Below are 23,919 nucleotides of genomic sequence, written 5' to 3' on the forward strand. Positions count from 1 at the left end.
CTTTCCTGCCTAATCATGAAAGAGCGTGATTAGGCAGGAGGGAAGCAATAGAAAATGTGAAATATTGAACAAAATAGGGGGAGAGACTGATGAAAAATCCGAATTTTCAGTTAGGATTACAAACTTCAAATCTTATACTTGGCTTTATGGTATGGGTGATTTTATCTTCTTTAATGCCATTTATTAAAGCAGACATTGTGTTAACAGCAGGACAGATTTCTCTTGTCACGGCAGTACCAGTGATTTTAGGCTCTATTCTTCGCATTCCAATTGGTTACTGGACCAATCGTTACGGAGCAAGAAAATTATTCTTTATTAGTTTTATTATTCTATTATTCCCTGTCTTTTATATTAGTATGGCAACATCGATGCTAGATTTAATTATTGGCGGTTTATTTGCTGGGGTTGGCGGAGCTGTATTCTCTGTAGGGGTAACATCTCTTCTGAAATACTATCCGAAAGAAAAGCATGGCTTTGTAAACGGAATATACGGAATAGGAAATATAGGAACAGCAGTTACATCCTTTCTCGCACCAGTACTTGCAACTTCATTTGGCTGGAGAACAACGGTACAAATGTACTTAATCTTACTCGCTGCATTTGCATTAGCAAACTTCCTGTTAGGAGATCGTAACGAGAAAAAGGTAAATACATCATTAACGGAACAAATTAAAGGTGTTTATAAAAATGAAAAGCTTTGGTTCTTATGTATTTTCTATTTCTTAACGTTTGGTTCGTTCGTCGCATTTACAGTTTATTTACCGAACTTCCTCGTATCTCACTTCGGCTTAGCGAAAGTAGATGCGGGATTACGTACAGCTGGTTTTATTGCATTAGCAACAATTATGCGTCCAATTGGCGGCTGGCTCGGCGACAAATTTAATCCATTTAAAATTTTAATCTTTGTCTTTACGGGTTTAACATTAGCAGGAATTATTTTATCATTCATGCCAAAGATGAATGTATACACATTCGGTTGTTTATTAGTGGCTTTTTGCGCTGGTACTGGAAATGGAACAATCTTTAAACTTGTACCAATGTATTTCTCCAAGCAAGCTGGTATTGTAAATGGTCTTGTATCGGCACTTGGTGGACTTGGTGGTTTCTTCCCGCCATTAATCCTAACACTATTATTCCAACTAACAGGCCATTATGCAATTGGGTTTATGGCGTTATCAGAAGTAGCGCTTGCTTGTTTAGTTATTACTGTTTGGATGTATAGTCAAGAGAAGTTAGTTGCGATGTTACAGCATAGATAGGAAAAGAAGATGTCTCCGAAGTGATGATTTTGGGGATATCTTCTTTTTTCGTATTTTAGGGAATTTGAAAACAAAAATGCAATTTGCTTACTTTTGGCTATCTGATCCTGTTAAAAATCTTTCAAATCTCGGTGTTAATTTAACTATATATCCATTTAAATTTTCCCGCATATAAGTCTCTGCTATGCAAAATACAACATGACCGCTACTTGCTTTCTCCCTTTGTTTTAAACCTCGGATGTGGCAGGAAAAGGCCCTGACCGTTTCTATGCATGGCCAGATGCTCTCGACCTCCAAAAAAAGAAAGAGGTTTTATGTCGATTTTTAACTTGTATATATGAAGAGGGGAATTATCTCAATAGTATAAGCATACTAGTTTATAGAGTTTATCTTTATGCATAAGGGGAATGAAGAGAATGGATAGAGTGAACAGGGTAGGAAAAAATGATTTCGTTTCTGGTTTTGTGCCACATCATAACCATGGGTCAGTGGATTATACATCTGTTGAGGGAGGACATGTACATCAGTGCCTAGATGTAACATCTCCGCCCATTAAGACACAAGAGGGAGGGCATATACATTATACAGAAGGATATGTATTGTTCGAAGATGGACATACACACTATTACAAGGCGTATTCAGGACCAGCAATTCCAGTTGGAAACGGAATGCATGTTCATTATTACGACTTTTATACGACGGAAAATAATGGGCATAAACACCATGTTAAGGGAGTGGATCAGCCTGCCCCGGGTGATAAATAAAGTGAAACTTCCCGTTCGGAGATGCCTTTTCTCCGAATGGTTAGTTGAACCAATCGGGCTCTTATGGCAGTTATCCCCCACTTATCTTCTTTGCTTTTCTCTGAATCTTGAGGTGGGGTTTTACTGCCCACGAGTATAGGGATAAAGTTAATACGCCCCCTCTTGCTGTTAAATGGCAGCTTGTTTTTGTTCTTAATAATTAAAACGCCAGCGCCTAATAGTAGCTTCAGGACAGAAGAAATCACTTTGGAGTCGTCTGTTTGGTAAATAAATTAGAATTATTATTTATGTTGTGATGAATAGAAAAAATAAGATTATTTTTATAGCCAGACTGAACTTTTATTGATGGTATTTTTACATATATCTATTCATAAGAATAGAACTAGCATAGTATTTACTGGAGGGATTGAAAATGGATAGATTACATCCTGATACGGGTGTTACATCTGGAGCGTTTGTTGAACGATCATTAAATGAAATTCGTTTTTGGTCTAGAATCATGAAAGAGCATTCTTTATTTCTTCGATTGGGGTTTAGATGTGAGGATACTCAACTAATCCAAGAGGCTAATCAATTTTACCGATTGTTTGAACATATCGAACAAATTGCACATTCCTATACAAATCAAACAGATCCTGAGCAAATAAAAAGATTTAATTCAGAAGTACAACAAGCTGCAACTAATATTTTCGGATTTAAACGAAAAATTCTAGGATTAATTCTCACATGTAAATTGCCAGGGCAAAATAATTTTCCACTGTTAGTTGATCATACAAGTAGGGAAGCTGATTATTTTAGAAATCGTTTAATTGAATTAAATGCGGGTAAATTGAATGCTCTTCCTGATGCCATTATTAAAGAAAATGTTTTCTTTTTAAGGATTATGGCAGACCATGCTAAATTTATTGGTCATCTTCTTGATCCATCGGAAAGAAAGCTTGTAGATATGGCCCGGAATTTTAGTAATGATTTTGATGAATTGATGTATCAAGCAATTGACTTAGAATCTATGAAACCACAATCTCAAACAGTTCCTCTTTTAGATCAATTTCTGGATCAAAATCGTGTGTCAGTCACATCTCTTCGGGACTTTAAGAAAACGGCACGTGATTTAATCGAGCAATGTAAAATAAAGAGTATCATTCACCCACTATTAGCAGACCATGTTTTCCGTGAAGCTGATAGATTCCTTGAAATAATTGATATGTTTGATGCGCATCTTACAAGCGTTAAATCACAATCTAGAATGTAATTAATCCTTTACTAGCGGATCACGTTGTAAGAGAAGCGAAGCATTTCCTCTTTATGATTCACGTTTTAGAACAGCGATTAAAACTAAAACAAATAGAGCAATTCGGACAGTAATCATATAGCTAGGATTCTCTAGTTTTAATATGGATATTGAATCATACTCTACAAACCTTTATTATGAATATATTGGATGTTATGTATTATTTTGGAGTTCTTGTTTTTTGACATATCAATTGCAAGATTTACGCTAGCTTTTATGTCAATTGTATATACATAGTAAAGGTGGATTTACATGTTCTTTCAGAAATATAAAGGTTTAATTCTTGCAGTAGCTGGTGCTGTTATTTACATGGTCACAACACTTTATTTTAAAGATTTAGAGTATGGATATAGAGTGTGTATCAAAATATTTGCGGCAATCATGATAATTGTTGGAGGGATTATGATTGAGGATTCAAATCGCTTCTATAAAAAGCAGAGAGATAACAATGTATGACATATGATCGTTTAAAACGATACATGTACAGGAGAGTGCCTACCGAGTATAAACTTGGAGGCGCTTTGTTTTGTTTATAAAATAAAAAGGAGAATAGTGTATGAAAACAAGGTACATCGTTCAATTCGGGATAGCAATTATCTTCTTCAGCGTTTCCGCTCTTATTAGTTGGTACGAAGGAAGTAATCTAATCGAGGATTCATTTGAATGGAAATATTCCGCTAAGTTTACGAATTATTTTAAAGGGCCAGTTTCAAATTATGACGACATTTTGCAAATCGATTTTTTTGTATATGCAGCTAAATTTTACCCGGTGCCAGTACTAATTATGGTTGCGAGTTTTGGGTATATGTTGTTTTTAAGTATGTATCTTATTTTGAAGAAAAGAGGCATTTATAAAGTTTAGAAGTAGTTATGTATACTGATAATCTGCTTTTTTCCCAAAACAAATGAGCGTTTCACACGTTTCATTCCTACTTTGTCATAATGTTTGTGAAGTAAAAAGAAATCAAATTGATCCTCATAAAAGGATTCAATCTGATTTCTTTTTTTATTTCTATTATTCTCCTTCTCGCTGTGCCTTTCTTCGCAAGAACCAAGCTCCAAGGAGTGCAAGAGCTCCAGCGATTCCAGTTGTTTCAACAGCAGAACCTGTTTGTGGAAGTGATTGGGATTTCGTTGAGTTGTTAACTTGACCTGTTCCATTCGTGTTACTGTTATTAGAATTGTTATTGCCACTGTTAGAATTTCCATTGTTATTAGAGTTGTTATTGCCGTTGTTGGAATTTCCGTTATTATTGTTATTCCCATTTCCATTGTTTGTATTATCTGTTTGTGAGAATACTAGTTTTGTTGATTCACTCTCTAACCATTTATCAGTCTTTTTGTATCGAATGAGGGCTTTTTTACCTTCTTCGACTGAAAGGTGTCCATTAATCATGAAATCATGCCATGTTTTTCCTTCATCAAGAGAGTATTCCATATGTTGAGTTATGCCTAAAATCTTCTTGTTTTTCATATCAGCAAGGACAACTGGTGCATCTGGACGATCACTGTGAGTTGAGAATTGATAATCAAAATAATAACCAAAAGCCTCTTGCCCATTATCAGGCTTAAAATCTTGCTGTAACAATTCAAGATGCTTTTTCGCAAATGGTCCATTTTTTAAATCAAATTTATTTTCTATGATATTTAAATAAGAAAGTTTGGATGTGTTTAAGTTAGGCAAATCATTCAGTGCATTGTTATTTAATTGGATATTGTGAAGTATTACGTTTGGATTGAACTGTATAGAAGAAAGTGCATTGTGTTCTGCAAGGAGAGTGTGCAATGCAACTTGATTTTTTAAGTTCAAATTTGTTAGATTGTTGTTAGATACATCAAGTGTGTCTAGTTTCGATTCTTTTGGTAAACGTAATTCTTTCATACCATTATGTATAGCTGACAGATCCGTTAGTTTCGTTTGGTTAGATACATCTAATACAGCAATTTGATTGTTTTCTAAATGCAATGATTGTAGATCTTTATTTTCAGATAAAGAAAGTGCATTGATTCCTAAGTTGCTTATACCTAAGCGCTTTAGTTTCTTATTGCCTGATAAATCAATAGAAAGAGGCGATTTAGTTAATGCCGTATTTACATTATTATTTGCATACAAATTAAGATCTTCTAAATTCGGTAATAACTGAAATCCTTGTAAAGAAGTGAATGTTCCCTCGTTTGTAATGTAAAGCTTTGTTACTTGTTTTAATTCTTCTTTTGTTACTTTATCGTCAGGTGTTTTTTCAAGTTCACTAGCAACTGCATCGGCAATGGTTGCGTCAGGGAACATTTCTGAGATTGTTTGTTTTACTGGAGCTTGTGCTTGTTGGTTTGTTTCCTCTTTTAATTTTTCTTCTTTTGTAGGTTCCGTTTGCTGAGGTGTTGGTTTATTTTCTTGTGAAGATGGAGCCGCTGTTTGGCTTTGTTCTTGTACAGGTTTCGTTTGTTCAGTTGGCTTTTGTTCTTGTACAGGTTTCGTTTGTTCAGTTGGCTTTTGTTCTTGTACAGGCTTTGCTTGTTCAGTTAGTTTTTGTTCTTGTTCGGACTTGGATTCTTGCTTTTGCACAGTTTCAGGAGCATTCGTTTGTTTTGATTCAAGTTCTTTCTGATTTACATTTTCTTTTTTTTCTTCTGAAGTAACAGTCTTTGTTTCGTTCGTTTGAGCAAACGTACTCATAGGTTGCAGTAATAAGGATGTAGCTGCGACTGCTGGTAAAGCGTATTTTTTCTTCACTAGAAACCACCTCTGAATTTTGAATTTTTTTAAAACTACACAAGAAATTTATACCAAAAATTACAATATTAATCAATATAATTAAATTTTTTGTAGGTTTTTCTGTATATGTAGCGAAATTTTACTCTATACCAACCTTAATTGTGGTTACTAGTTTTAGATATATATAAATCCAAATTAAAAACCTGACATAAACCCCTTTTCTTTTTAGATGGTCGAGAGCATCTGGCCATGCGTAGAAGCGGTCAGTTCCTTTTTCTTCCACGTGCGAAGTTCAAACAAAGAGAGAAAGAAAGTAGCAGGTTATTTTTTGTTCAGCATGGCGACGACTTGTGTGTTGGAAAATCAAGTTGGATTTATATATATTGCTAAGTATGGATATTGTTTTGAAAAAATAAATGATTTTTATTGATTTTGCTAGGGGTATATTTTTATTAATTTATAAATCTTTTGTCTTATTTTATCTCATCCTAATGAGTGATTTTAAGAAGCATATGGCTATTTTATAATAGAAGTTGAAAGTATTCTAAAATGATAGGGAGAGAATTGTATGGAAAGTTGGGTTCAATTTAGAATAGCAAGACCGACAGACAAATTTGAAGAAATAATTCGGTTTTACGAAGAAGGATTGGGGTTAAAACGTATAGGCGAGTTTCACAATCATGAAGGCTATGATGGGGTAATGTTTGGATTACCTGGTGTAGAATATCATTTAGAGTTTACAAGGCATATGAACGGAAGTCCATGTCCTGCTCCGACAAAAGATAATTTACTTGTATTTTATATGCCGGATAAAGTTAAAATCGAAAACATAAATAATAGATTAAATACAATGGGATATTTTGAAGTTGAACCAGAAAACCCTTATTGGAAAGAAAAAGGAATTACCATAGAAGATCCGGATGGTTGGAGAATTGTACTTATGAATACAGAGGGGTTACAGCAGTAAGCTCGCTAATATGGCACGTCTCTCTTTTTTTCCACAGCATATCCCCTTAATTTTCATTCATAAAATCAAAAATCCTTAATACAATAAACCAATCCGTTCTTTTTCGAAAGGAGGGCTGGGAGATGAGTCGTACAATTAAAATTGATATTACAGACAAGGTAGTGGCGAAGTTCAAAACAGATTATTTGGAATTATACTCTAATAAATTTATGATTGGTAAATTTTATGTCTATACTGAAGAGAAGCAGTATGTATTAGAAGATGGCTATTTATATGAAGATGGTAAGTTTTATCGCATCATTGATACGCGCCGAGATAACAGTCCAGCAGTAGAAGGTTGTGACTTAGGATGGTGTTAATGTGATTCGCGTGAAAATATTTGATGAAAGTCATGAAAAGGATTTAGAAGAGGCTATCAATGTCTTTTTGAAGAAAGTGGATGAAGAAAAAATTGTAGATATTAAGTACCAAGTATCGGTTTCGAACAATGATGAAGAGAGTCAGATTTATTGTTTCTCTGCGATGATTATATATCGGTCTTAAATACAAAAACAGACGACGCGAAGTCGTCTGTTTTGTATTTATTCCGCTATTTGCGGGCAGTAAAGACTCGGGAAACACGTGGGAGGTAACTACCCGTAAAAGCTCAATTCCCTAAGTGGGGGATGAAGAATCCCCCCACTTAGGGAAATTTCACTTTATCGGCGGAAATCCCTCATATATCGGCGATTTGAAGCGATATAAAGATCTTTCGACACAACCTAACACGAATCCCCCTTTCTACCGAGGGACATTTATAACAGAACGTCTATTTCATTTTCTACAGTGCAGTGCCTTTTTGCTGCGGTGCAACTGTTTCTTGTTGTTTAGATTGTAAGCATACCCATGCAATAACTAAACTGATAACGGCTAATATAAACGTGCCGCTAAAGATAATATGAACACTAGAAGCTAATACTTCTTGCGATCCTGTAGCAGTACTTCCATGTTCTGAAGTTACTAAGTTTACATTTCCTTCTCCTGCGCTGTGGATTACTGTATTGAAAATCGTTCCAAATACTGCTGCCCCTAGCGTTTGGCTAAATGTATTAATAAATGTATTTAAACCGACTGCTGTTCCGCGTTTATTTGCAGGGACAGAAGCTTGAATTGTGACCATAAAGATTGGTGTTATAAGTCCCATTCCAAGGCCAAACATACCCATTGCAATGTAAATAAGAGATGGGTGCGAATGAGTAGATAGCATGAATAATAAGAGCGTTGAAGCGGATAAAATGCTGCCACCAAGTAAAATAATTTGTTTTGTTTGTAAACGGCCAACTAAGTTACCGGACATCATCGCACCAACTGTCCAAAATACAGGAATTGGCATCAGAATCATACCGGCTTCCGTTGCATTTTTTCCTAATACCCCTTGTGTCCAAATTGGAAGGTACATTGTAATACTAATAATCATCGCACCAGTGATTAACGTTAATACGTTCACGATAGATACAGTTCGGTTAGAGAACAGATCTAACGGAATTAATGGTTCTGGTGATTTTTTTTCTACAAATAAGAAAAGGATAAATGCGAAAACGGCAAATACCAGTAGGCCGATAATTGTGATATCGCCCCAGTTTTGATGCTGACTTCCTGTTAGTAGCGCATAAAGTAAGGCAATCGTACTAAGTGAGAAGATAACAGCACCTGGATAATCGATATGATGTTTTGCTGGTTTGATGGATTCTTTATAAGAAATCGCAATCATCACACAAGCAAAGATTCCAAATGGAATGTTTAAGAAAAAGATATAACGCCAAGAGAGTGAATCGACTAAAAACCCGCCAACTAACGGCCCAACAACACCAGATACACCCCAAACAGCGCTCAGCCAACCTTGCGCTTTTGCTCTATCTTTTGCTTCGCTATATAAGTCACCGATAATTGTCATTGTAATTGGCATAACAGCACCTGCTCCTACTCCTTGCAGGGCGCGGAACAGAATTAATTGTTCCATTGATGTTGCAACGCCGCATAATGTAGAGCCGATTAAAAAGATGGCAGCTCCAATTAATAGTACTTTTTTACGTCCAAATAAGTCTGCTAGCTTCCCGTAAATCGGTGTTGTTACTGCGGTTGCTAACATATAAATCGCATACACCCAGCTTACAAGTCCTACCCCTGAAAGTTCGCTTGTAATGCGAGGCACCGCTGTGCTAACAATCGTTCCTTCAACAGCAGAAAGAAACGTCATTAACATTAAAGATATCATTACTTTTTTTCTCATCTGTTTTCCCCTTTTGTTTTTTACAATTAAAAATGAAAAGGAGGCTAGTAATTAGACTCCTTTTTTACTACTATATGGTAGCATTTTGACCAGCAGTCATTCCAGCAATTCGGCCTGTAACGAGTGCTGAGGTAATATTATACCCGCCAGTATAGCCGTGAATATCAAGAACTTCTCCGCAAAAATATAAGCCGTTCATGAGTTTTGATGACATTTCTTTCGGATTAATTTCTTTCACCGTCACACCGCCGCCTGTTACAAATGCTTTTTCAAGAGGCTGCGTTCCATTTACGGTAAAGGTAAATCCTTTGAAGTCTGCAGCAAGAGCGCGGATTTTTTCGTGAGAAATTTGTCCGCATTGCTGACTGCCGTCAATTTCATTTTTCTCTAATAGGAATAAGAAATACCGCTCAGGTACATAGCCTTTTAGTACATTTTTTACTGCTTTTTTCGGCTCTTCTTTTATTTGTTTCATCATGCGCTGAAAGAGTTGCTCGCTATGCTCCTCTGGCAATGCATCAATGCTCATTGTTACTTTGTTTGTTTTGAACTTTTTCATCGTTTTCAGGGCGAACTGACTGCAGCGAAGTGCTGCTGGCCCAGACACACCGAAGTGGGTAAAGAGCATATCCATTTTATGAGAGATAACCGCTTTTCCTTTTGGATTTAATACGCTTAGTTCTACATCACGAAGTGCTAAGCCTTGTAATGTACGGTCACGAATAAATGGTTCATTAGAAAGAATTGGTACTTCAGTTGGGAATAGTTCTGTAATCGTATGCCCTGCCTTTTCAGCCCAAGCATAACCATCCCCAGTAGAACCTGTATGCGGCACTGATTTCCCGCCAACTGCAATAACGACATGGTTCGTTTCAAGCACCTCACCATTTTGCAGGACAACCGCTTTCGTTTGCCCATTTTCATACTCTACAGTTTTAACAGGGAGATTTGTACGAATTGTAACGCGCAGTTCTTTTAAACGCGTTAGCAGTGCATCTACAACCGACTGAGCTTTGTTTGATACAGGAAACATGCGGCCATGATCTTCTTCTTTTAATTTTACGCCAAGCTTTTCGAAGAACTGAATAATATCTTCATTATTAAAAATAGAAAAGGCGCTATATAAGAAACGACCATTTCCAGGAATATGTTTTACAATTTCATCGAGCGGAAGACGGTTTGTTACGTTGCAGCGTCCACCGCCAGAAATAGCAAGCTTTCTTCCTAATTTGTCACCTTTATCAAGAAGTAAGACGCGTGCACCTTCTTCAGCAGCACCGATTGCTGCCATTAATCCAGAAGGACCGCCTCCAATGACAATTACATCATAATGCATATAAATCGACCTCATTTTCTTGTTTTGCTGCATTCAAGAATATCACGTTTTCATAGAAAAGAAAAATGAAGGGATATACTGTTAAGAAGAGAAAGTATGGTACAATACAAAGGTTGGAGTTCAGCGTTTGGAATAATAGAGGAGGATTTTTTATGTCCGATTCAAAATTTTTACGCGGAACGCTTATTGTGACGCTTGGGACGTTTTTAGTAAAGTTCCTCGGCATGATTTATGTTTTTCCGTTTCATGCGTTAGTTGGCACAGAAGGCGGGACGTTATACACATATGGATATATTCCATATACAATCTTTTTAAGTATCGCAACGGCAGGAGTGCCGCTTGCAGTTTCGAAGTTTGTTTCGAAATATAATGCGCTTGGAGATTATAAGACGAGCCGGAGAATGTTTCGCTCCGGTATGGTTATGATGATCATAAGCGGAATACTTTCTTTTTTAGTCTTGTATATGACAGCACCGTTATTTGCTGAGGCAATGCTAGGGAAGAAGAATTTACATAACAGCTTAGAAGATGTAACAGTGATTATTCGTCTCGTTAGTTTTGCGCTTCTTGTTGTACCAGCGGCAAGTTTAATTCGCGGCTACTTTCAAGGGTTCCAATCAATGGGGCCAACAACCGTTTCACAAATTATTGAACAAATTATTCGTATTGTATTTTTACTTGTAGGTAGTTTTATCGTTATAAAAGTAATAAAAGGTTCAGTCGCAACAGCAGTTGGTGTGGCGACATTTGCAGCGTTTGTTTCCGCCATCGGGGCATTGGCTGTACTTATTTGGTATTGGATGAAGCGAAAGCATCATTTAAATCAATACATCATTAATCAAACAGTACCAGAATCAGCAGTTCGAACATTTGACTTATTTAAAGAACTGTTTGCTTATGCGATTCCTTATGTTGTGATTGGGTTAACGATTCCGCTTTATCAACAAATTGACACGTTAACGTTTAATGCAATGATGCAAGCAATTGGACAAGGGGATATTGCAGAACGTGCCCTTGGTATATTTACAATGTGGACACATAAATTAATAATGATTCCAGTATCGCTTGCAGCGGCGTACAGTTTAACGCTCGTACCAGCGATTACAAAATCGTTTACAGAAGGGCAGTTCGGTTATTTGAAACAGCAAATTACACAAACGTTTCAAGTAAATATGTTTTTAACATTACCAGCTGTCATTGGAATTTCCACTTTAGCGTATCCAATTTATACAGCATTTTATGAAGCTGATCCGCTTGGCGGAAAAGTATTAATGTGGTACGCTCCAGTTGCATTATTATTTGCATTATTCACAGTAACAGCAGCTATTTTGCAAGGCATTAATCAGCAGAAGCATGCGATTATTGCACTTGGCATGGGGGTTATTTTAAAATTCTTATGTAATGTGCTGTTCATTCGTTATTTTGGAACAATCGGTGCGGTTGTAGCAACAGGTGTAGGATTCGCTGTATCCGTTTGGTATACCAATAAACAAATTCGAAAGTATGCTCACTTTTCATTTGCACTTGTGTATAAACGAACGTTTCAAATTGCAGTATTAACAGCGGCGATGGTCGTAGTTGTTAAAGTATTATTATGGATTCTTTCCTTTATGCTTCCATATGAGACAAGCCGCCCTGCGGCACTTGTTACAACCTTCATTTGTGCAATGGGAGGAGCGGCTGTATACGGCTATTTAGCATTCCGGACTGGCGTAATAGAGCGAGTATTTGGCGGTGAATTTTTAGAGAAGATTCAGCGTAAACTTGGTGGTAGATTGAAGATCAAAACGAAAGGGGCGTAAATTGTGCGCCTCTCTTTTTCTAATTATACAAAGCAGGTGAAACGATGAGATTAGATAAATTATTAGCAAACATGGGTTATGGTAGTCGTAAAGAAGTGAAAAAATTATTAAAAGACGGCGTTGTAAAAATAGATGGCGTATCAGTGAAAGATGCGAAATATCATGTGAACGTGGAGGAACAAGAGGTTACGATTCACGGTGAAGTAGTGGAATATAAAGAATTTGTATACTTAATGATGCATAAACCTCAAGGTGTCATTTCTGCAACAGAAGATGATAATCATGAAACAGTGATTGATTTATTAGAAATGGAAGATGCAATTTTTGATCCGTTCCCAGTTGGAAGACTCGATATTGATACAGAAGGTTTTCTTTTATTAACGAATGATGGAAAACTAACGCATCAACTTCTTTCTCCGAAAAAGCATGTCCCGAAAAAATACTTTGCGAGAGTAGCTGGGAAAGTGACAGAAGAAGATGTTGTTGCGTTTAAAAAAGGCGTTATTTTAGATGATGGATATGAAACAAAGCCAGGTGAGCTGAAAATTCTTCAAAGCGATGATGTATCTGAAATTGAACTTGTTATTACAGAAGGGAAGTTTCATCAAGTAAAGCGCATGTTTGAAGCGGTTGGAAAAAAGGTTGTGTACTTAAAGCGTACAGAGATGGGTCCTTTAGTATTAGATGAGGAACTAGAGCTTGGGCAGTACCGTGAATTAACAGACGAAGAAGTAGAAATGCTAAAGTCTTATCACTCACAAGTATAAAGAGGTAAAAACGCTCTTTTTTAGATGGGAGAGAGGTTCTGGCGATGCATAGAGCGGTCAGGCCCTTTTTTTGCCACATGCGGTATTAAAACAAAGAGAGAAGACAGTGCAGGTTACAAGACTAAAATGGATTTATATCATAATCAAAAAGACCCCCATTCTTTCTATAAAGAATGGGGGTATGTATATAATAACTCAAGTTATACTCATCACGAGGTCATTCTCACTTTCTTTCCTGTTGTTGTCCACTTACCACGGCAAGGGCTATACACGAGTTCATTAAATTGCAACACATTCAGATCGCGCTGTATCGTTCGCGGTGTGATCCCGAACTCATCTACAAGGTCTTGCGTCGTTACGGTGCCTTTCTCATTAATGTAAATATAGATCGATTTAATGCGTGTTAGCATACGAGTAGTTGTAGGTTTTATCAAAAAACCACTCCTCTACAAGTTTTTTGACCCATTCAGGAAAGAAGGTCTTTATTTCCATTGTACTCCAAATGAAAAAAAACATGCTCTAACTTGCTCAAATTTTACAAAATTTTAATATGTGATAGAGTTTGTAGAAAGAAAGTTGTTGATATTTTGTTTCTCTTTATCAACTATCTTATAAATTTCTACGTAAAACGTCAAATTCCTGCAAAAAAATTTAAAAAAATAAGAAAAAACTAATTTTAATTATCTGAAATATTAAAATTGTTCGTTATTAGACTTAAGCTTGCTAGCATAAAAAGAGATCGTTTGCTATGATGAAAAAGAGAATAGAGAAGAGGGTGAAAGTATGACAAATATAAATTGGATGCAAGAAGTAGAGAAACGAAAAGATGCTCTGATTCACGATGTGCAGCAATTTTTACAAATTAAAAGTGTATGGGAAGAAGAAACGGAAAAAGAAGGAGCACCGTTTGGAGAAGGTGTAGCAAAAGCATTATCTTTCATGTTAGATAAGGGAGAGACTGACGGATTTCTTTCTAAAAATTTAGAGGGATATGCAGGGCATTTAGAAATGGGACAAGGAGAAGAAATTGTTGGTATTTTATGTCACGTCGACGTAGTGCCAGAAGGAGATGGCTGGACAACGCCTGCATACAGCGCTGATATTCGTGACGGTAAAATCTTTGCACGCGGTGCGATTGATGATAAAGGCCCAACAATGGCAGCTTACTACGCAATGAAAATTGTAAAAGAACTAGAATTGCCGCTTTCTAAACGTGTTCGCATGATTTTAGGAACGGATGAAGAAAGTAATTGGAAGTGCGTAGACCATTACTTTAAACACGAAGAGATGCCGACGATGGGATTTGCTCCGGATGCAGATTTCCCAATTATTAATGCGGAAAAAGGAATTTGCGATTTATATGTTGTTCAAAATAAAAAAGAATATGCAGCAGGAGAAAATATATTAGTATCCTTCTCATCTGGACGCCGTTTAAATATGGTTCCTGATTTTGCAGAAGCTGCCCTAACGAGCGAAAAAGCAGTAGAACTTGCAAGTCAGTATGAGCAATATATACAAGAAGCAAAGAAAAACGGGAAAGCAATTGTGGAAGGGAATACAGTTAGGCTGCAAGTAGAAGGGATTTCGGCACACGGTTCTACGCCGGAACAAGGCGAAAATGCAGGCTTAACACTTGTGAACTTCTTAACAACAATCTCTTTAGATGAGCAAGGCGGCGCATTTGCTAGCTTAGCTGCGGAAACATTTACAAATGATACGCTTGGAGAAAAAGCTGGCATTGCGTATGCAGATGAGATTACAGGTCCATTAACAGTAAACGTTGGTCTTCTTTCTTATACAAAAGAAGAAGGCGGTAAGCTCGGATTAAATATTCGCTATCCAGTCACAACAAACTTAGAAGGAACGCTGCAAACATTAACAAATTATGTGAGTGCAAAAGACTTTGCTATCACAAATGTGTCAGACTCTCGCCCGCATCACGTTGATAAAGATCATGTATTAATTCGTACGCTTCAGCGTGTATATGAAGAACAAACAGGAGAAAAAGCCGAGTTATTAGCAATTGGCGGCGGTACATATGCACGTTCATTGAAGGCTGGTGTTGCGTTTGGTCCGCTATTCCCAGGGAAAGAAGAATTAGCGCATCAAAAAGATGAATATATTGAAATTGAAGATTTACTTAAAGCAACAGCGATTTATGCACATGCAATTTATGAATTAGCGAAGTAGTAGGATGGAAATCCAAAAACATAAAAGCTGTCTTTTTTAGGTGGGCTAGAGGGACTGGCCATGCTTAGAAGCGGTCAGGGCTTATGTCTCTGCCACGTGCCATGCGAAAATAAAGAGAGAAAACGAGGCAGGTCACTTTTTGTTCTCCGTACCAGTGACTGATGTGTTGAAAAGAACATAAAAACCTCTTTCTTTTAGTATGTACGAGAGGTACTGGTGACGCATAGAAAGAGGGAAAAGCATCTTCTTGCTACTTGCAATATGATATGTTAAAAAATCGAAACCAATGAATGAACCGCTCTTGATAAGGAGAGCGGCTTCTTTCATATGTATGGAGAATCAGCTTCACACGAATAATAGATGTATCCTGGAAAAAGGAGAGAGAAAAGATGGCGAGACATTATTTTATTGCAGTGAAATTACCAAATGAGATAAAGAACATATTGGCAGAGTGGAAAGAAATGATAGAAGAAACGACGCCATTTCGTTCTTGGGTACATAAAGAAGACTACCATATTACACTTTCGTTTTTAGGAAGTGCTGAGGAGAGGCAACTTGAAAAGTTAAAATTAGACTTGCAGCAGCTAGCAGAAATGTCCCGTTTTTCACTTACATTGCAAGGGTGTCATACATTTGGTGTAAAAGAACAGCCACGTGTTTTTTGGATAGGAGTGGAAGAAGAACGGGCTTTGTTCGACTTACAAAAAGAAGTGTATACGATATGTGAGCAAAATGGTTTTCAATTAGAAACGCGTCCGTATCATCCTCATATTACCGTAGCTCGTAAGTGGAAAGGAGAAGAGGCGTTTGATAAAAATCAGCTTCCCGCCCTGCTGCGGCGTATATTTGAAGTGGAAACAGTAACGTTATATGAAACACATATAGAACGGATGCCAAAGTACGAGGCGATCTATGAAATATATTTACAGAATACACAAGCTTGAAAACGTTTTCTGATTTTTTGAATATACTATAGAAAACGGAATGTCTCTTGGGAGGGTGTGGATACATATGTTAAGCATACAGCGTACATTTGAAGCATATTTAGATGAAATGGATAAAATTACAGTTTTACTTCCGCATGCATACGGGACGAGTAGCGTATTCCATTTAAAACAAGGTGCAAATGAATGGGAGCTTGCAATCAATTGTGTCACCTCCCTTCCACATGTAACGAAATATGAGTGTAAAGTTAGCGAACCAATTACATTGAGTAACTGTTATATCATACGTGATGAACGCAAGGCAGAAACTGACTTACAGATGGGTGCTGTCATTCGGACAGAGAAATTTGATGAGTTATATATGTACGAAGGACGAGATTTAGGTGCTTCTTATTCCTACATTCAAACTGTATTTAAAGTGTGGGCACCAACAGCTACAAAAGCAAAAGTTCGTATTTATGAAAGTGAAACAGTGTATAAGGATTATGAAATGGAAGGACAGGAAAAAGGTGTTTGGAGTTACGAGTTAACGGGAGACTGGGACGGTGCAAAGTATACCTTTCTCGTCTGCATTAATTTAATTTGGCGAGAAGCGGTTGATCCATATGCAAAATCAGTGACTGTAAACGGTACGTACGGAATTGTTGTAAACCTTGCGAAAACATATGTGCAAGATGAGGAACCACTACCTCTTATGACTTCTATGACGGATGCTGTTATTTATGAGGCTCATATTCGTGATATGACAGTTCATCCTCATAGCGGCGCAATGTATAAAGGGAAATATCTCGGTTTAACAGAAGAAGGAACGACAGGAGAACGAGGGACGGTAACAGGCCTTTCTTATATAAAGGAATTAGGTGTTACACATCTTGAACTATTACCGATTCATCATTATGCCGGAGTCGATGAGGAACAGCCATTTGCAACGTATAATTGGGGGTATAATCCGTTATTTTATAATGTTCCAAATGGTAGCTATGCAACAAATCCTCTAGATCCGTACAATCGAATTGTTGAATGTAAACAAATGATTCAAGCACTTCATCGAAATGGTTTGCGCGTCATTATCGATGTTGTTTATAACCATGTGTATGAAAGAGAAACATCTTCTTTTGAAAAGCTTGTACCCGGATATTATTTTCGGCATGATGAAAATGGAATGCCGTCAAATGGGACGGGGGTTGGAAACGATATTGCCTCAGAGCGCAAGATGGTGCAGAGGTTTATTGTCGATTCAGTGTTATATTGGTTAACAGAGTATAAGGTGGATGGTTTCCGGTTTGACTTAATGGGAATTTTAGATGTTGAGACAATGAACGAAATCCGGCAGAAAGTAAATGAAGTAAAAGAGCATGTAATATTACTAGGTGAAGGATGGAATTTACAAACACCGCTTGCTGCGGATCAGAAGGCAACATTACAAAATGCAGCGAAACTACCATGTATCGCCCAGTTTAATGATCAATTTCGTGATGGAATTAAGGGAAGTACATTTGACGTGCAAAAATGCGGGTATGCGCTCGGGGAGACAACAAATAAAGAGCATATTCAATACTTGCTTACAGGAAGTATCCCTTATTTCAAACAGAAGAGTTTATTTATAGAACCTGTGCAAAGCATTAACTATGTAGAATGTCACGATAACATGACGATGTGGGATAAGATTATAGGTAGTAGTAAAGAAGAGGAACATATGCAAAAACGCCGCCATCGCCTTGCAACAACGATGACACTATTAGCACAAGGTATTCCGTTTTTACATGCTGGTCAAGAATTTTATCGTACAAAGCAAGGAAATGAAAATAGTTATAATGCTCCGGACTGTATTAATCAAATGGACTGGGATCAAAAAGAACGAGAAGAAGAAACGATTTCTTATATAAAAGGAATCATTCGTATTCGCAAATCACACGGAGCATTTCGTTTTGCGTCTTCTGAATTGATTAAGCGGCATATGTCCTTTTTTAATACAGCTCCTTCTGTAATTGCATATTATTTACAAGATGTGCAGCAGTTTGGACCGTGGAAAGAGATTGTTGTGTTATTTCATAACGGAATAGAGGAGCAAACGGTTTCATTGCCTAAAGGTGGTACATGGCACGTACTTGCAAATGACGGAAAAGCGCATGAAAGTGTAATTTCTTCATTTGAGGGAGAGACAATTACCATTGCCCCGATTAGCACCTATATATTGACGAAATTGTGACGAATCGCCCCTTGACGATGCGAATATAATAAATGTAAAATTGAATAAGGTGGCTATTTAGTTAAGTTGCCAGTCTATTATTATTTTTGTAAAATAAAGTAAAAGGGTAAGCGGCTTGTCTGTTTCTTTTTCACTTTTACTTACTACTTGAAGCAGAATGGATGGAAACCCTGGGCATATGTTTGGATATGTTGTGGTTTTTCTTTTCATAACTATAAAAGATAAGGAATTGTTAACGGGTAATGAACATGGAATGGTTGGAACAATTGTTAGGAAAAGAATGGAAAGTAATACCAGCCGGAGGGGCGACAGGAGATGCCTATATTGCGCATAACGAATATCATAAAATCTTTTTAAAGCGCAATTCATCGCCCTTTCTTGCGGTATTGTCGGCAGAAGGAATTGTTCCGAAGTTACTTTGGACAAGGCGATTAACAAATGGTGATGTGATTTCGGCACAAAAGTGGCTCCCAGGACAAAAATTAGAACCAGAAGATATGAACTCTGAGCGAGTGGCAGCATTGTTGAAAAAAATTCATTCTTCTGAAGCGTTATTGCATATGATTCAAAAGCTTGGTAAACAGCCTTTGCATGCGCAAGATATACTAGAAGAAGCGCTTCTCACTTTACAAGAGGATGTAAAGCAAAATGAAGTCATTCAAAAAGGACTTCAGTATTTACAAAAGTCCCTTCAGAATGTAGAATTTGATCATCTTGCTGTTTGTCATTGCGATGTGAATCATAACAATTGGTTAGTAACAGATGATAACGAATTGTTTTTAATTGATTGGGACGGAGCGATTATTGCAGACCCAGCTCTTGATATTGGGATGTTACTCCATTGGTACGTTCCAAGAGATGAATGGCATGAGTGGCTTGAGCATTACGGATTAGAACTCACTGATTCTTTGCTAAGCCGTATGAAATGGTATGTTACGCTGCAATGTATGATTTTTGTGCAATGGTATACAGCAAAAAATAAGCAAGTAGAAGCAGAATATTGGCTTCAATATTTAATGCAACTACTCGCTTCAGAATAAGTTAAGAAAAACTATCCATTCCTGTAATCCATTGTGACAGTTGTTCTTTATGACCAGAAATATGGTTATCTAAATCAGGAGAATATTTACCCGATTGACTATAGTAATATACATCGTTTAACATCGTTTTAACCTCATTACTCACATTGTCATTTACGAGTAACGATTGAATGAGACGTTCTAATTGTTCACATTCAGAAACCGTTCCACAGCAATCACTTTGATGATTGACTAAGATGTCTTTTAAGATTGCCATTTGATGTTCATGATTAAGTGGCATTTTGACACATCCTTTTCATTTGTTATCGTAACAATGAAACGAGCGTAACGAACCGCTGATGGAAATTGTATTTGATACACTTTGTAGTTTCCGTCTAAATAGTAAATTTTATACTTGAAAGAAACGGACCGAGTGCTCGTACGTACTTGGTTTTTTATATGATACACACATCTTGGAGTGCAGAGAGGGAGAGAACTATGCGTTTAAGACATAAACCATATGCAATGGACCGAACGAAAGAATATTCACAGTTTGTAATTGGAAATCCAGAAGAACATAACGGAAAATGGAAAGAATTATTTGGAAATGACAACCCGATTCACATTGAAGTTGGAACAGGCCGCGGCCGCTTCATGTACGAAATGGCAAAAGCAAATCCAAACGTAAACTATATTGGAATTGAGAAATTTACAAGTGTAGTTGTAGATGCACTTGATAAATTAATTGAATACGCGCTGCCGAATTTAAAATTAATTAATAAAGATGCAGAAGATTTAACAGTATTCTTTGCGGAGAATGAAATTGATCGTGTGTATTTAAATTTCTCTGATCCATGGCCGAAGAATCGTCATGAAAAACGCCGTTTAACGTATAAAACATTTTTACGTAACTACGAAACAGTACTTGTAAAAGGCGGAGAGATTCACTTCAAAACAGATAACCAAGCCCTGTTTGAATACTCTCTTACAAGTATGGCGGAATACGGCATGCTGCTGCCGTATATTAGCTTAGATCTTCACAACAGTGATTTTGAAGGAAATATTATGACGGAATACGAAGAAAAATTCTCAAGCAAGGGAAATCGTATTTACCGCGTTGAAGCAAAATATCGTACAGAACCTGCGCAATAATGCGCGGGTTTTTTTTATTCTTGGGAAGACAGTCGCAACCTGAGGTTAACTCAAGGGTGAATACGATAGATAGCGCATGTTTTAATGAAAATACTTTAGATATTGCTTTTGTTGATACTCTTGAAATTTTAATATGTGTTTAAAGTTAATAAAAAGTTCTATTGAGCAACAAACATTAAAGAATAATGCAGGGATGTAAGGAAATAAAAAAAGCCGCCACAAAGTACTAGCTTTGTGACAACTTCTTGAAAGGATAAAGAAAGAGCGGGAGCAGCACAAGAATGTCAATGAAAGTTAAAAAGGTTTTAAAAACTTAATTTTCAGAAAACTTAAAAACTGAAGGGTTTTTTCGCTACTCTTTCTTTATTATTAAGAGTTTAACATTAAAAATAAAATAAATCAACGAAAAATAGACAATTTTCTTTAAAATTCGACAATTTATTAAATTGATGTAAGAATACTTTTATCAATTTAACATATCTAGGAAATTAGGTTATATTAAATAAATATTACATGCATCATGTTTATATATATAAATGCAAATGGATGTATATAGGGGGAAGAAGAGTGTTTCAGTTAAACAAAGGAGATAAAATAGGAGTTTTTTCACCATCATTGCCTGGTACATATACATCACCTACTAGATTCGAACGTTCCAAACAGTTTATGGAAAGTAAAGGGTTTATTATAGTTGATGGAAGTCTTACTGGAAAATGTGATCGTTATCGATCGGGGAATATAAAAGATCGTGTTCAAGAGTTGAACGAATTTATTCGGAATCCAGAAATTAAGTGTATTATGTCGTCTGTTGGAGGAAGCAATTCAAATTCATTACTTCCTTATTTAGACTACGAAGAAATAAAAAAACATCCAAAAATTTTTGTTGGATATTCTGATGTCACTGCCATTTTGTTAGGCATTTATGCGAAAACGGGTATGACAACATTTTATGGTCCGTCCCTCATTTCATCATTGGGAGAATTGCCTCCGTATGTAAATGATACATTTTCATCATTTGAAGATGTGTTAATAAAAAATGAAACACTTCCGTATGAATATCCTATATATCATTTTTGGACAGATGAGCAATTAAATTGGCAGACACAGAATCGTCCTAAAGCAAGTTATCAGAATGAATGGGTTTGTGTCAAAGAAGGTACCGCAACGGGTCGGTTAATAGCTGGAAATTTAATGACAATGTTAAGCATATGGGGGAGCCCTTATATGCCTGTTATTCATAAGGGAGATATTTTAATGATTGAGGACTGTAAAAAAACAGCAGCAATTGTTGAAAAGCATTTTAGTTTCTTGAAAATAAATGGTGTATTTGAAAAGATTGGCGGGATAATCTTAGGAAAACATGAACAATTTGACAATCAAGGAACGGGGCTAACACCATATGATATTTTGCTCGAAGTAATGGGAGACACTGATATTCCAATCTTAGCCGATTTTGATTGCTGTCATACACATCCAATTGTCACAATGCCAATTGGCAGAACGATTGAATTGAATGCAACGCAGAAGACGGTTCGGGTTTTAGAATTTTAATTAATTAAAGAGCTTGTAATGACAGTAGAAAGCATAAGGAAGCTTTAATATTATTTAACTTATTTAAAATGATAAAAGCTAGCATTTTGCTAGCTTTTATAGCGCTATAAAGAATCAACATAATTTTTAGCTTCAAGTAATGACAACCCTAAAACCTCTCGTGCCTTTTTAATTGCTTTGATTTTATCTCCTTCTTTCACTAGCTGGCGAAGTTCTTTGTTAATTGTATGCTCAGGGAGTTCCATGTGTTTAGCGATTTGATCTAATTTATCTTCTGTTCGTTTTAATCTTGTATGAATGTTGTTTAACTGACCGGAAATATAAAATATACCTAAAGCGATTACTGCTGTTAGAAGTAAATAATCCACATTTATCTCTCCTTTCTTGTTTACTTTATTTAACAAAATTTTTAGACTGCCCTCTCGGAATGCTTAATATTTTCCACTCCGAACCTTTAATTTGCTTACCGATATATAGAATTTGTCCTAAGTGATTGCTGCAATGGGCAATTTCAATTTGAATGGCTTCTAAAACCGTTAAGGGATTTTTTCTAATGGTCACAATCTTTAGTAGATCATCTGTTTTGAGTTCTTGAATAGTTGAAAATAAGAGGAACCATCCTTTTTCCCAAATATGTAGTAATTCTTCTCTTGATTGGATCGTATCAACGAATTCATCGTCACGATCTCTTTCTTCTTTTTCTCCATCTGTTGTTAAAAAGTCAGTCCATCTTGAATGCATATTTCCACTTAAATGCTTCATAATGATTGCAATACTATTAGATTCTTCATTAGGTTGCCAATGAAGTTCTTGTTCGGTTAATTGCTCAATTGCTTGTTCAGCACGTGCTTTTATATGTATAAATTGAGAAAGTACAGTAGACAAAAACTTGTCTTCAACTCGATTCATCAAAAAGTCTCCTCCCTATTTCCTTAATTTACCTTTATTTTAACAGAAAAATATGTACGATGCGGAAAGGGAAACATTACAGAAATGTAATCTTGCTGTCACGTAAATCGATAACAAATCACACATAAAACTTTTATCATACAAACAGACATAGTAAATGAACAGAAAAGGTGTGACTCACTTGAAGAAATATGTAATAGGTATTACTTTATTTATGCTATTATTTTCCGTATCTTCAATGGCAGTACTAGCTGTTGCTGAAAAAAATGATGCAATAGATATTAAAAAATGGGTAGCAAAAGAATATTACGTTCAAATCACAGAGAATGGAAAAGAAGAATCTGTACAAGATAATGATGGAGAAAAACAGCCCGTGTATTGGTATACAATGAAAGCATATGATAAAAAGGGAAATGAAGAAACGGTTAAATTTTTCGCAACTAAAAACTTAAAATTACAGGCATTTCTGCGTGTGTATGTAAATGGTGAATATCCGGATAAAACACATGGAATTCAAAGATACGAAGAAATAACGACTAAGCAAATACCTGTGAAAGCAAAAGAAAAGTTAGATGTGAAATAATACAAATAAGCAGCTTGTGGAGACTTTATCCATAAGCTGCTTATTTGTATATACAAGTTAAAAATCCGAAATAAAAAATTCCTTTCTTTTTAGGGGGGATGAGATCATCTGGCCATGCGTAGAAGCGGTCAGGGCCTGTTCCTGCCACGTGCAAGGTTTAAAACAAAAGGAGAAAGCGAGTGGGAATTACTTTT

24 protein-coding genes and 1 pseudogene are annotated in these 23,919 nt (G+C 36.4%); 18 read left to right on the top strand and 7 right to left on the bottom strand.

From position 1 onward, the window contains the following. Nucleotides 1-89 precede the first annotated feature (89 nt). From ACIGHG_RS15120 to ACIGHG_RS15140, 6 genes and pseudogenes are all read left to right on the top strand, one after another. Nucleotides 90-1,259, top strand: a complete 1,170-nt coding sequence (locus ACIGHG_RS15120) for a nitrate/nitrite transporter (RefSeq protein ID WP_336470875.1) — start codon at nucleotides 90-92, stop codon at nucleotides 1,257-1,259. A gap of 425 nt (nucleotides 1,260-1,684) precedes the next feature. Continuing rightward, nucleotides 1,685-2,023, top strand: coding sequence for a YmaF family protein (locus ACIGHG_RS15125; protein ID WP_090918773.1), 339 nt, complete (start codon nucleotides 1,685-1,687; stop codon nucleotides 2,021-2,023). A gap of 412 nt (nucleotides 2,024-2,435) precedes the next feature. Further along, nucleotides 2,436-3,275, top strand: a complete 840-nt coding sequence (locus tag ACIGHG_RS15130) for a DUF2935 domain-containing protein (protein WP_090918733.1) — start codon at nucleotides 2,436-2,438, stop codon at nucleotides 3,273-3,275. Beyond that, nucleotides 3,269-3,388, top strand: a pseudogene (locus ACIGHG_RS25690) (DUF2935 domain-containing protein); the annotation flags it as partial. The gene ACIGHG_RS15130 and the pseudogene ACIGHG_RS25690, both read left to right, overlap by 7 nt. A gap of 178 nt (nucleotides 3,389-3,566) precedes the next feature. Further along, the gene (locus ACIGHG_RS15135; protein ID WP_090918732.1) at nucleotides 3,567-3,770 is read left to right on the top strand and encodes a hypothetical protein; all 204 of its coding nucleotides are present in this window, start codon (nucleotides 3,567-3,569) and stop codon (nucleotides 3,768-3,770) included. A gap of 100 nt (nucleotides 3,771-3,870) precedes the next feature. Further along, nucleotides 3,871-4,176 (top strand): YjdJ family protein, encoded by a 306-nt coding sequence (locus ACIGHG_RS15140; RefSeq protein ID WP_396549204.1) that lies wholly within the window; start codon nucleotides 3,871-3,873, stop codon nucleotides 4,174-4,176. A gap of 153 nt (nucleotides 4,177-4,329) precedes the next feature. Here ACIGHG_RS15140 and ACIGHG_RS15145 read toward each other — a convergent pair whose 3' ends face one another. Next, entirely contained in the window at nucleotides 4,330-6,045 is a 1,716-nt protein-coding gene (locus tag ACIGHG_RS15145; protein ID WP_396549206.1) for an LPXTG cell wall anchor domain-containing protein, read from the bottom strand. A 550-nt stretch (nucleotides 6,046-6,595) separates the two neighbouring features. Here ACIGHG_RS15145 and ACIGHG_RS15150 point away from each other — a divergent pair. The 3 genes from ACIGHG_RS15150 to ACIGHG_RS15160 all read left to right on the top strand — a co-directional run bounded on the left by ACIGHG_RS15150 (nucleotide 6,596) and on the right by ACIGHG_RS15160 (nucleotide 7,537). Next, nucleotides 6,596-6,994 (top strand): VOC family protein, encoded by a 399-nt coding sequence (locus ACIGHG_RS15150; protein ID WP_336470879.1) that lies wholly within the window; start codon nucleotides 6,596-6,598, stop codon nucleotides 6,992-6,994. Nucleotides 6,995-7,116: 122 nt separating this feature from the next. Beyond that, nucleotides 7,117-7,353, top strand: a complete 237-nt coding sequence (locus ACIGHG_RS15155) for a DUF2553 family protein (RefSeq protein WP_090918724.1) — start codon at nucleotides 7,117-7,119, stop codon at nucleotides 7,351-7,353. A gap of 1 nt (nucleotide 7,354) precedes the next feature. Continuing rightward, entirely contained in the window at nucleotides 7,355-7,537 is a 183-nt protein-coding gene (locus ACIGHG_RS15160; protein WP_090918722.1) for a sporulation protein Cse60, read from the top strand. Between the two features lie 277 nt (nucleotides 7,538-7,814). Here the strand turns inward: ACIGHG_RS15160 and ACIGHG_RS15165 are convergent, their stop codons facing one another. Beyond that, nucleotides 7,815-9,263: an MDR family MFS transporter gene (locus ACIGHG_RS15165; protein WP_336470880.1), complete on the bottom strand. Its 1,449-nt coding sequence runs from the start codon at nucleotides 9,261-9,263 to the stop codon at nucleotides 7,815-7,817. Between the two features lie 70 nt (nucleotides 9,264-9,333). Then, complete coding sequence (locus tag ACIGHG_RS15170) at nucleotides 9,334-10,599, bottom strand: BaiN/RdsA family NAD(P)/FAD-dependent oxidoreductase (protein WP_336470881.1); 1,266 nt, start codon at nucleotides 10,597-10,599, stop codon at nucleotides 9,334-9,336. 152 nt (nucleotides 10,600-10,751) lie between these two features. On the opposite strand from ACIGHG_RS15170, the gene ACIGHG_RS15175 reads away from it, so the two are divergent. Continuing rightward, nucleotides 10,752-12,401 (top strand): putative polysaccharide biosynthesis protein, encoded by a 1,650-nt coding sequence (locus ACIGHG_RS15175; protein ID WP_336470882.1) that lies wholly within the window; start codon nucleotides 10,752-10,754, stop codon nucleotides 12,399-12,401. A 44-nt stretch (nucleotides 12,402-12,445) separates the two neighbouring features. After that, entirely contained in the window at nucleotides 12,446-13,168 is a 723-nt protein-coding gene (locus ACIGHG_RS15180; RefSeq protein ID WP_336470883.1) for a pseudouridine synthase, read from the top strand. Between the two features lie 209 nt (nucleotides 13,169-13,377). Here the strand turns inward: ACIGHG_RS15180 and ACIGHG_RS15185 are convergent, their stop codons facing one another. Continuing rightward, nucleotides 13,378-13,599 carry a DeoR family transcriptional regulator gene (locus ACIGHG_RS15185; protein ID WP_090918771.1) on the bottom strand — a complete coding sequence of 74 codons (222 nt, stop codon included), beginning with the start codon at nucleotides 13,597-13,599 and terminating at the stop codon, nucleotides 13,378-13,380. A gap of 352 nt (nucleotides 13,600-13,951) precedes the next feature. Here ACIGHG_RS15185 and pepV point away from each other — a divergent pair, with 352 nt between their 5' ends. The 4 genes from pepV (at nucleotide 13,952) to ACIGHG_RS15205 (ending at nucleotide 19,551) form a co-directional block, all read left to right on the top strand. Further along, nucleotides 13,952-15,358: a dipeptidase PepV gene (gene pepV / locus ACIGHG_RS15190; RefSeq protein WP_336470884.1), complete on the top strand. Its 1,407-nt coding sequence runs from the start codon at nucleotides 13,952-13,954 to the stop codon at nucleotides 15,356-15,358. Nucleotides 15,359-15,747: 389 nt separating this feature from the next. After that, a complete protein-coding gene (gene thpR / locus ACIGHG_RS15195; protein WP_336470885.1) occupies nucleotides 15,748-16,302 on the top strand; it encodes an RNA 2',3'-cyclic phosphodiesterase in 555 nt (184 codons plus the stop codon). A 67-nt stretch (nucleotides 16,303-16,369) separates the two neighbouring features. Then, nucleotides 16,370-18,511: a type I pullulanase gene (pulA, locus tag ACIGHG_RS15200; RefSeq protein ID WP_336470886.1), complete on the top strand. Its 2,142-nt coding sequence runs from the start codon at nucleotides 16,370-16,372 to the stop codon at nucleotides 18,509-18,511. Between the two features lie 242 nt (nucleotides 18,512-18,753). Continuing rightward, nucleotides 18,754-19,551, top strand: coding sequence for a phosphotransferase family protein (locus ACIGHG_RS15205; RefSeq protein WP_336470887.1), 798 nt, complete (start codon nucleotides 18,754-18,756; stop codon nucleotides 19,549-19,551). A 1-nt stretch (nucleotide 19,552) separates the two neighbouring features. Here the strand turns inward: ACIGHG_RS15205 and ACIGHG_RS15210 are convergent, their stop codons facing one another. Then, the gene (locus ACIGHG_RS15210; RefSeq protein WP_396549212.1) at nucleotides 19,553-19,831 is read right to left on the bottom strand and encodes a YtzH-like family protein; all 279 of its coding nucleotides are present in this window, start codon (nucleotides 19,829-19,831) and stop codon (nucleotides 19,553-19,555) included. Nucleotides 19,832-20,028: 197 nt separating this feature from the next. Between ACIGHG_RS15210 and trmB the strand changes: the two genes are divergently transcribed. Beyond that, on the top strand, nucleotides 20,029-20,682 hold the full coding sequence (gene trmB / locus ACIGHG_RS15215) for a tRNA (guanosine(46)-N7)-methyltransferase TrmB (protein ID WP_336470889.1): 654 nt from the start codon (nucleotides 20,029-20,031) through the stop codon (nucleotides 20,680-20,682). 546 nt (nucleotides 20,683-21,228) lie between these two features. Beyond that, nucleotides 21,229-22,233 (top strand): S66 family peptidase, encoded by a 1,005-nt coding sequence (locus ACIGHG_RS15220; protein ID WP_396549279.1) that lies wholly within the window; start codon nucleotides 21,229-21,231, stop codon nucleotides 22,231-22,233. Between the two features lie 104 nt (nucleotides 22,234-22,337). On the opposite strand, the gene ACIGHG_RS15225 is transcribed toward ACIGHG_RS15220, so the two are convergent. Further along, the gene (locus ACIGHG_RS15225; RefSeq protein WP_336470891.1) at nucleotides 22,338-22,601 is read right to left on the bottom strand and encodes a ribosomal protein L7/L12; all 264 of its coding nucleotides are present in this window, start codon (nucleotides 22,599-22,601) and stop codon (nucleotides 22,338-22,340) included. 25 nt (nucleotides 22,602-22,626) lie between these two features. Next, complete coding sequence (locus ACIGHG_RS15230; RefSeq protein WP_336471395.1) at nucleotides 22,627-23,142, bottom strand: DUF1572 family protein; 516 nt, start codon at nucleotides 23,140-23,142, stop codon at nucleotides 22,627-22,629. Between the two features lie 181 nt (nucleotides 23,143-23,323). On the opposite strand from ACIGHG_RS15230, the gene ACIGHG_RS15235 reads away from it, so the two are divergent. Beyond that, nucleotides 23,324-23,725, top strand: coding sequence for a YxeA family protein (locus ACIGHG_RS15235; RefSeq protein ID WP_396549214.1), 402 nt, complete (start codon nucleotides 23,324-23,326; stop codon nucleotides 23,723-23,725). Nucleotides 23,726-23,919 lie beyond the last annotated feature (194 nt).

Origin of the sequence: Bacillus sp. NPDC077411 (assembly GCF_044543425.1) — a bacterium.
Lineage (GTDB): Bacteria > Bacillota > Bacilli > Bacillales > Bacillaceae_G > Bacillus_A > Bacillus_A bruguierae.

What these genes read in the sequence shown, in the direction of transcription:
- pepV (WP_336470884.1), top strand. Translation starts at nt 13,952, where the DNA reads ATGACAAATATAAATTGGATGCAAGAAGTAGAGAAACGAAAAGATGCT.
- ACIGHG_RS15130 (WP_090918733.1), top strand. Translation starts at nt 2,436, where the DNA reads ATGGATAGATTACATCCTGATACGGGTGTTACATCTGGAGCGTTTGTT.
- ACIGHG_RS15150 (WP_336470879.1), top strand. Translation starts at nt 6,596, where the DNA reads ATGGAAAGTTGGGTTCAATTTAGAATAGCAAGACCGACAGACAAATTT.
- pulA (WP_336470886.1), top strand. Translation starts at nt 16,370, where the DNA reads ATGTTAAGCATACAGCGTACATTTGAAGCATATTTAGATGAAATGGAT.
- ACIGHG_RS15175 (WP_336470882.1), top strand. Translation starts at nt 10,752, where the DNA reads ATGTCCGATTCAAAATTTTTACGCGGAACGCTTATTGTGACGCTTGGG.
- ACIGHG_RS15140 (WP_396549204.1), top strand. Translation starts at nt 3,871, where the DNA reads ATGAAAACAAGGTACATCGTTCAATTCGGGATAGCAATTATCTTCTTC.
- ACIGHG_RS15210 (WP_396549212.1), bottom strand. Translation starts at nt 19,831, where the DNA reads ATGCCACTTAATCATGAACATCAAATGGCAATCTTAAAAGACATCTTA.
- thpR (WP_336470885.1), top strand. Translation starts at nt 15,748, where the DNA reads ATGGCGAGACATTATTTTATTGCAGTGAAATTACCAAATGAGATAAAG.
- ACIGHG_RS15220 (WP_396549279.1), top strand. Translation starts at nt 21,229, where the DNA reads ATGTATATAGGGGGAAGAAGAGTGTTTCAGTTAAACAAAGGAGATAAA.
- ACIGHG_RS15205 (WP_336470887.1), top strand. Translation starts at nt 18,754, where the DNA reads ATGAACATGGAATGGTTGGAACAATTGTTAGGAAAAGAATGGAAAGTA.
- ACIGHG_RS15135 (WP_090918732.1), top strand. Translation starts at nt 3,567, where the DNA reads ATGTTCTTTCAGAAATATAAAGGTTTAATTCTTGCAGTAGCTGGTGCT.
- ACIGHG_RS15180 (WP_336470883.1), top strand. Translation starts at nt 12,446, where the DNA reads ATGAGATTAGATAAATTATTAGCAAACATGGGTTATGGTAGTCGTAAA.
- ACIGHG_RS15155 (WP_090918724.1), top strand. Translation starts at nt 7,117, where the DNA reads ATGAGTCGTACAATTAAAATTGATATTACAGACAAGGTAGTGGCGAAG.
- ACIGHG_RS15165 (WP_336470880.1), bottom strand. Translation starts at nt 9,263, where the DNA reads ATGAGAAAAAAAGTAATGATATCTTTAATGTTAATGACGTTTCTTTCT.
- trmB (WP_336470889.1), top strand. Translation starts at nt 20,029, where the DNA reads ATGCGTTTAAGACATAAACCATATGCAATGGACCGAACGAAAGAATAT.
- ACIGHG_RS15230 (WP_336471395.1), bottom strand. Translation starts at nt 23,142, where the DNA reads ATGAATCGAGTTGAAGACAAGTTTTTGTCTACTGTACTTTCTCAATTT.
- ACIGHG_RS15170 (WP_336470881.1), bottom strand. Translation starts at nt 10,599, where the DNA reads ATGCATTATGATGTAATTGTCATTGGAGGCGGTCCTTCTGGATTAATG.
- ACIGHG_RS15120 (WP_336470875.1), top strand. Translation starts at nt 90, where the DNA reads ATGAAAAATCCGAATTTTCAGTTAGGATTACAAACTTCAAATCTTATA.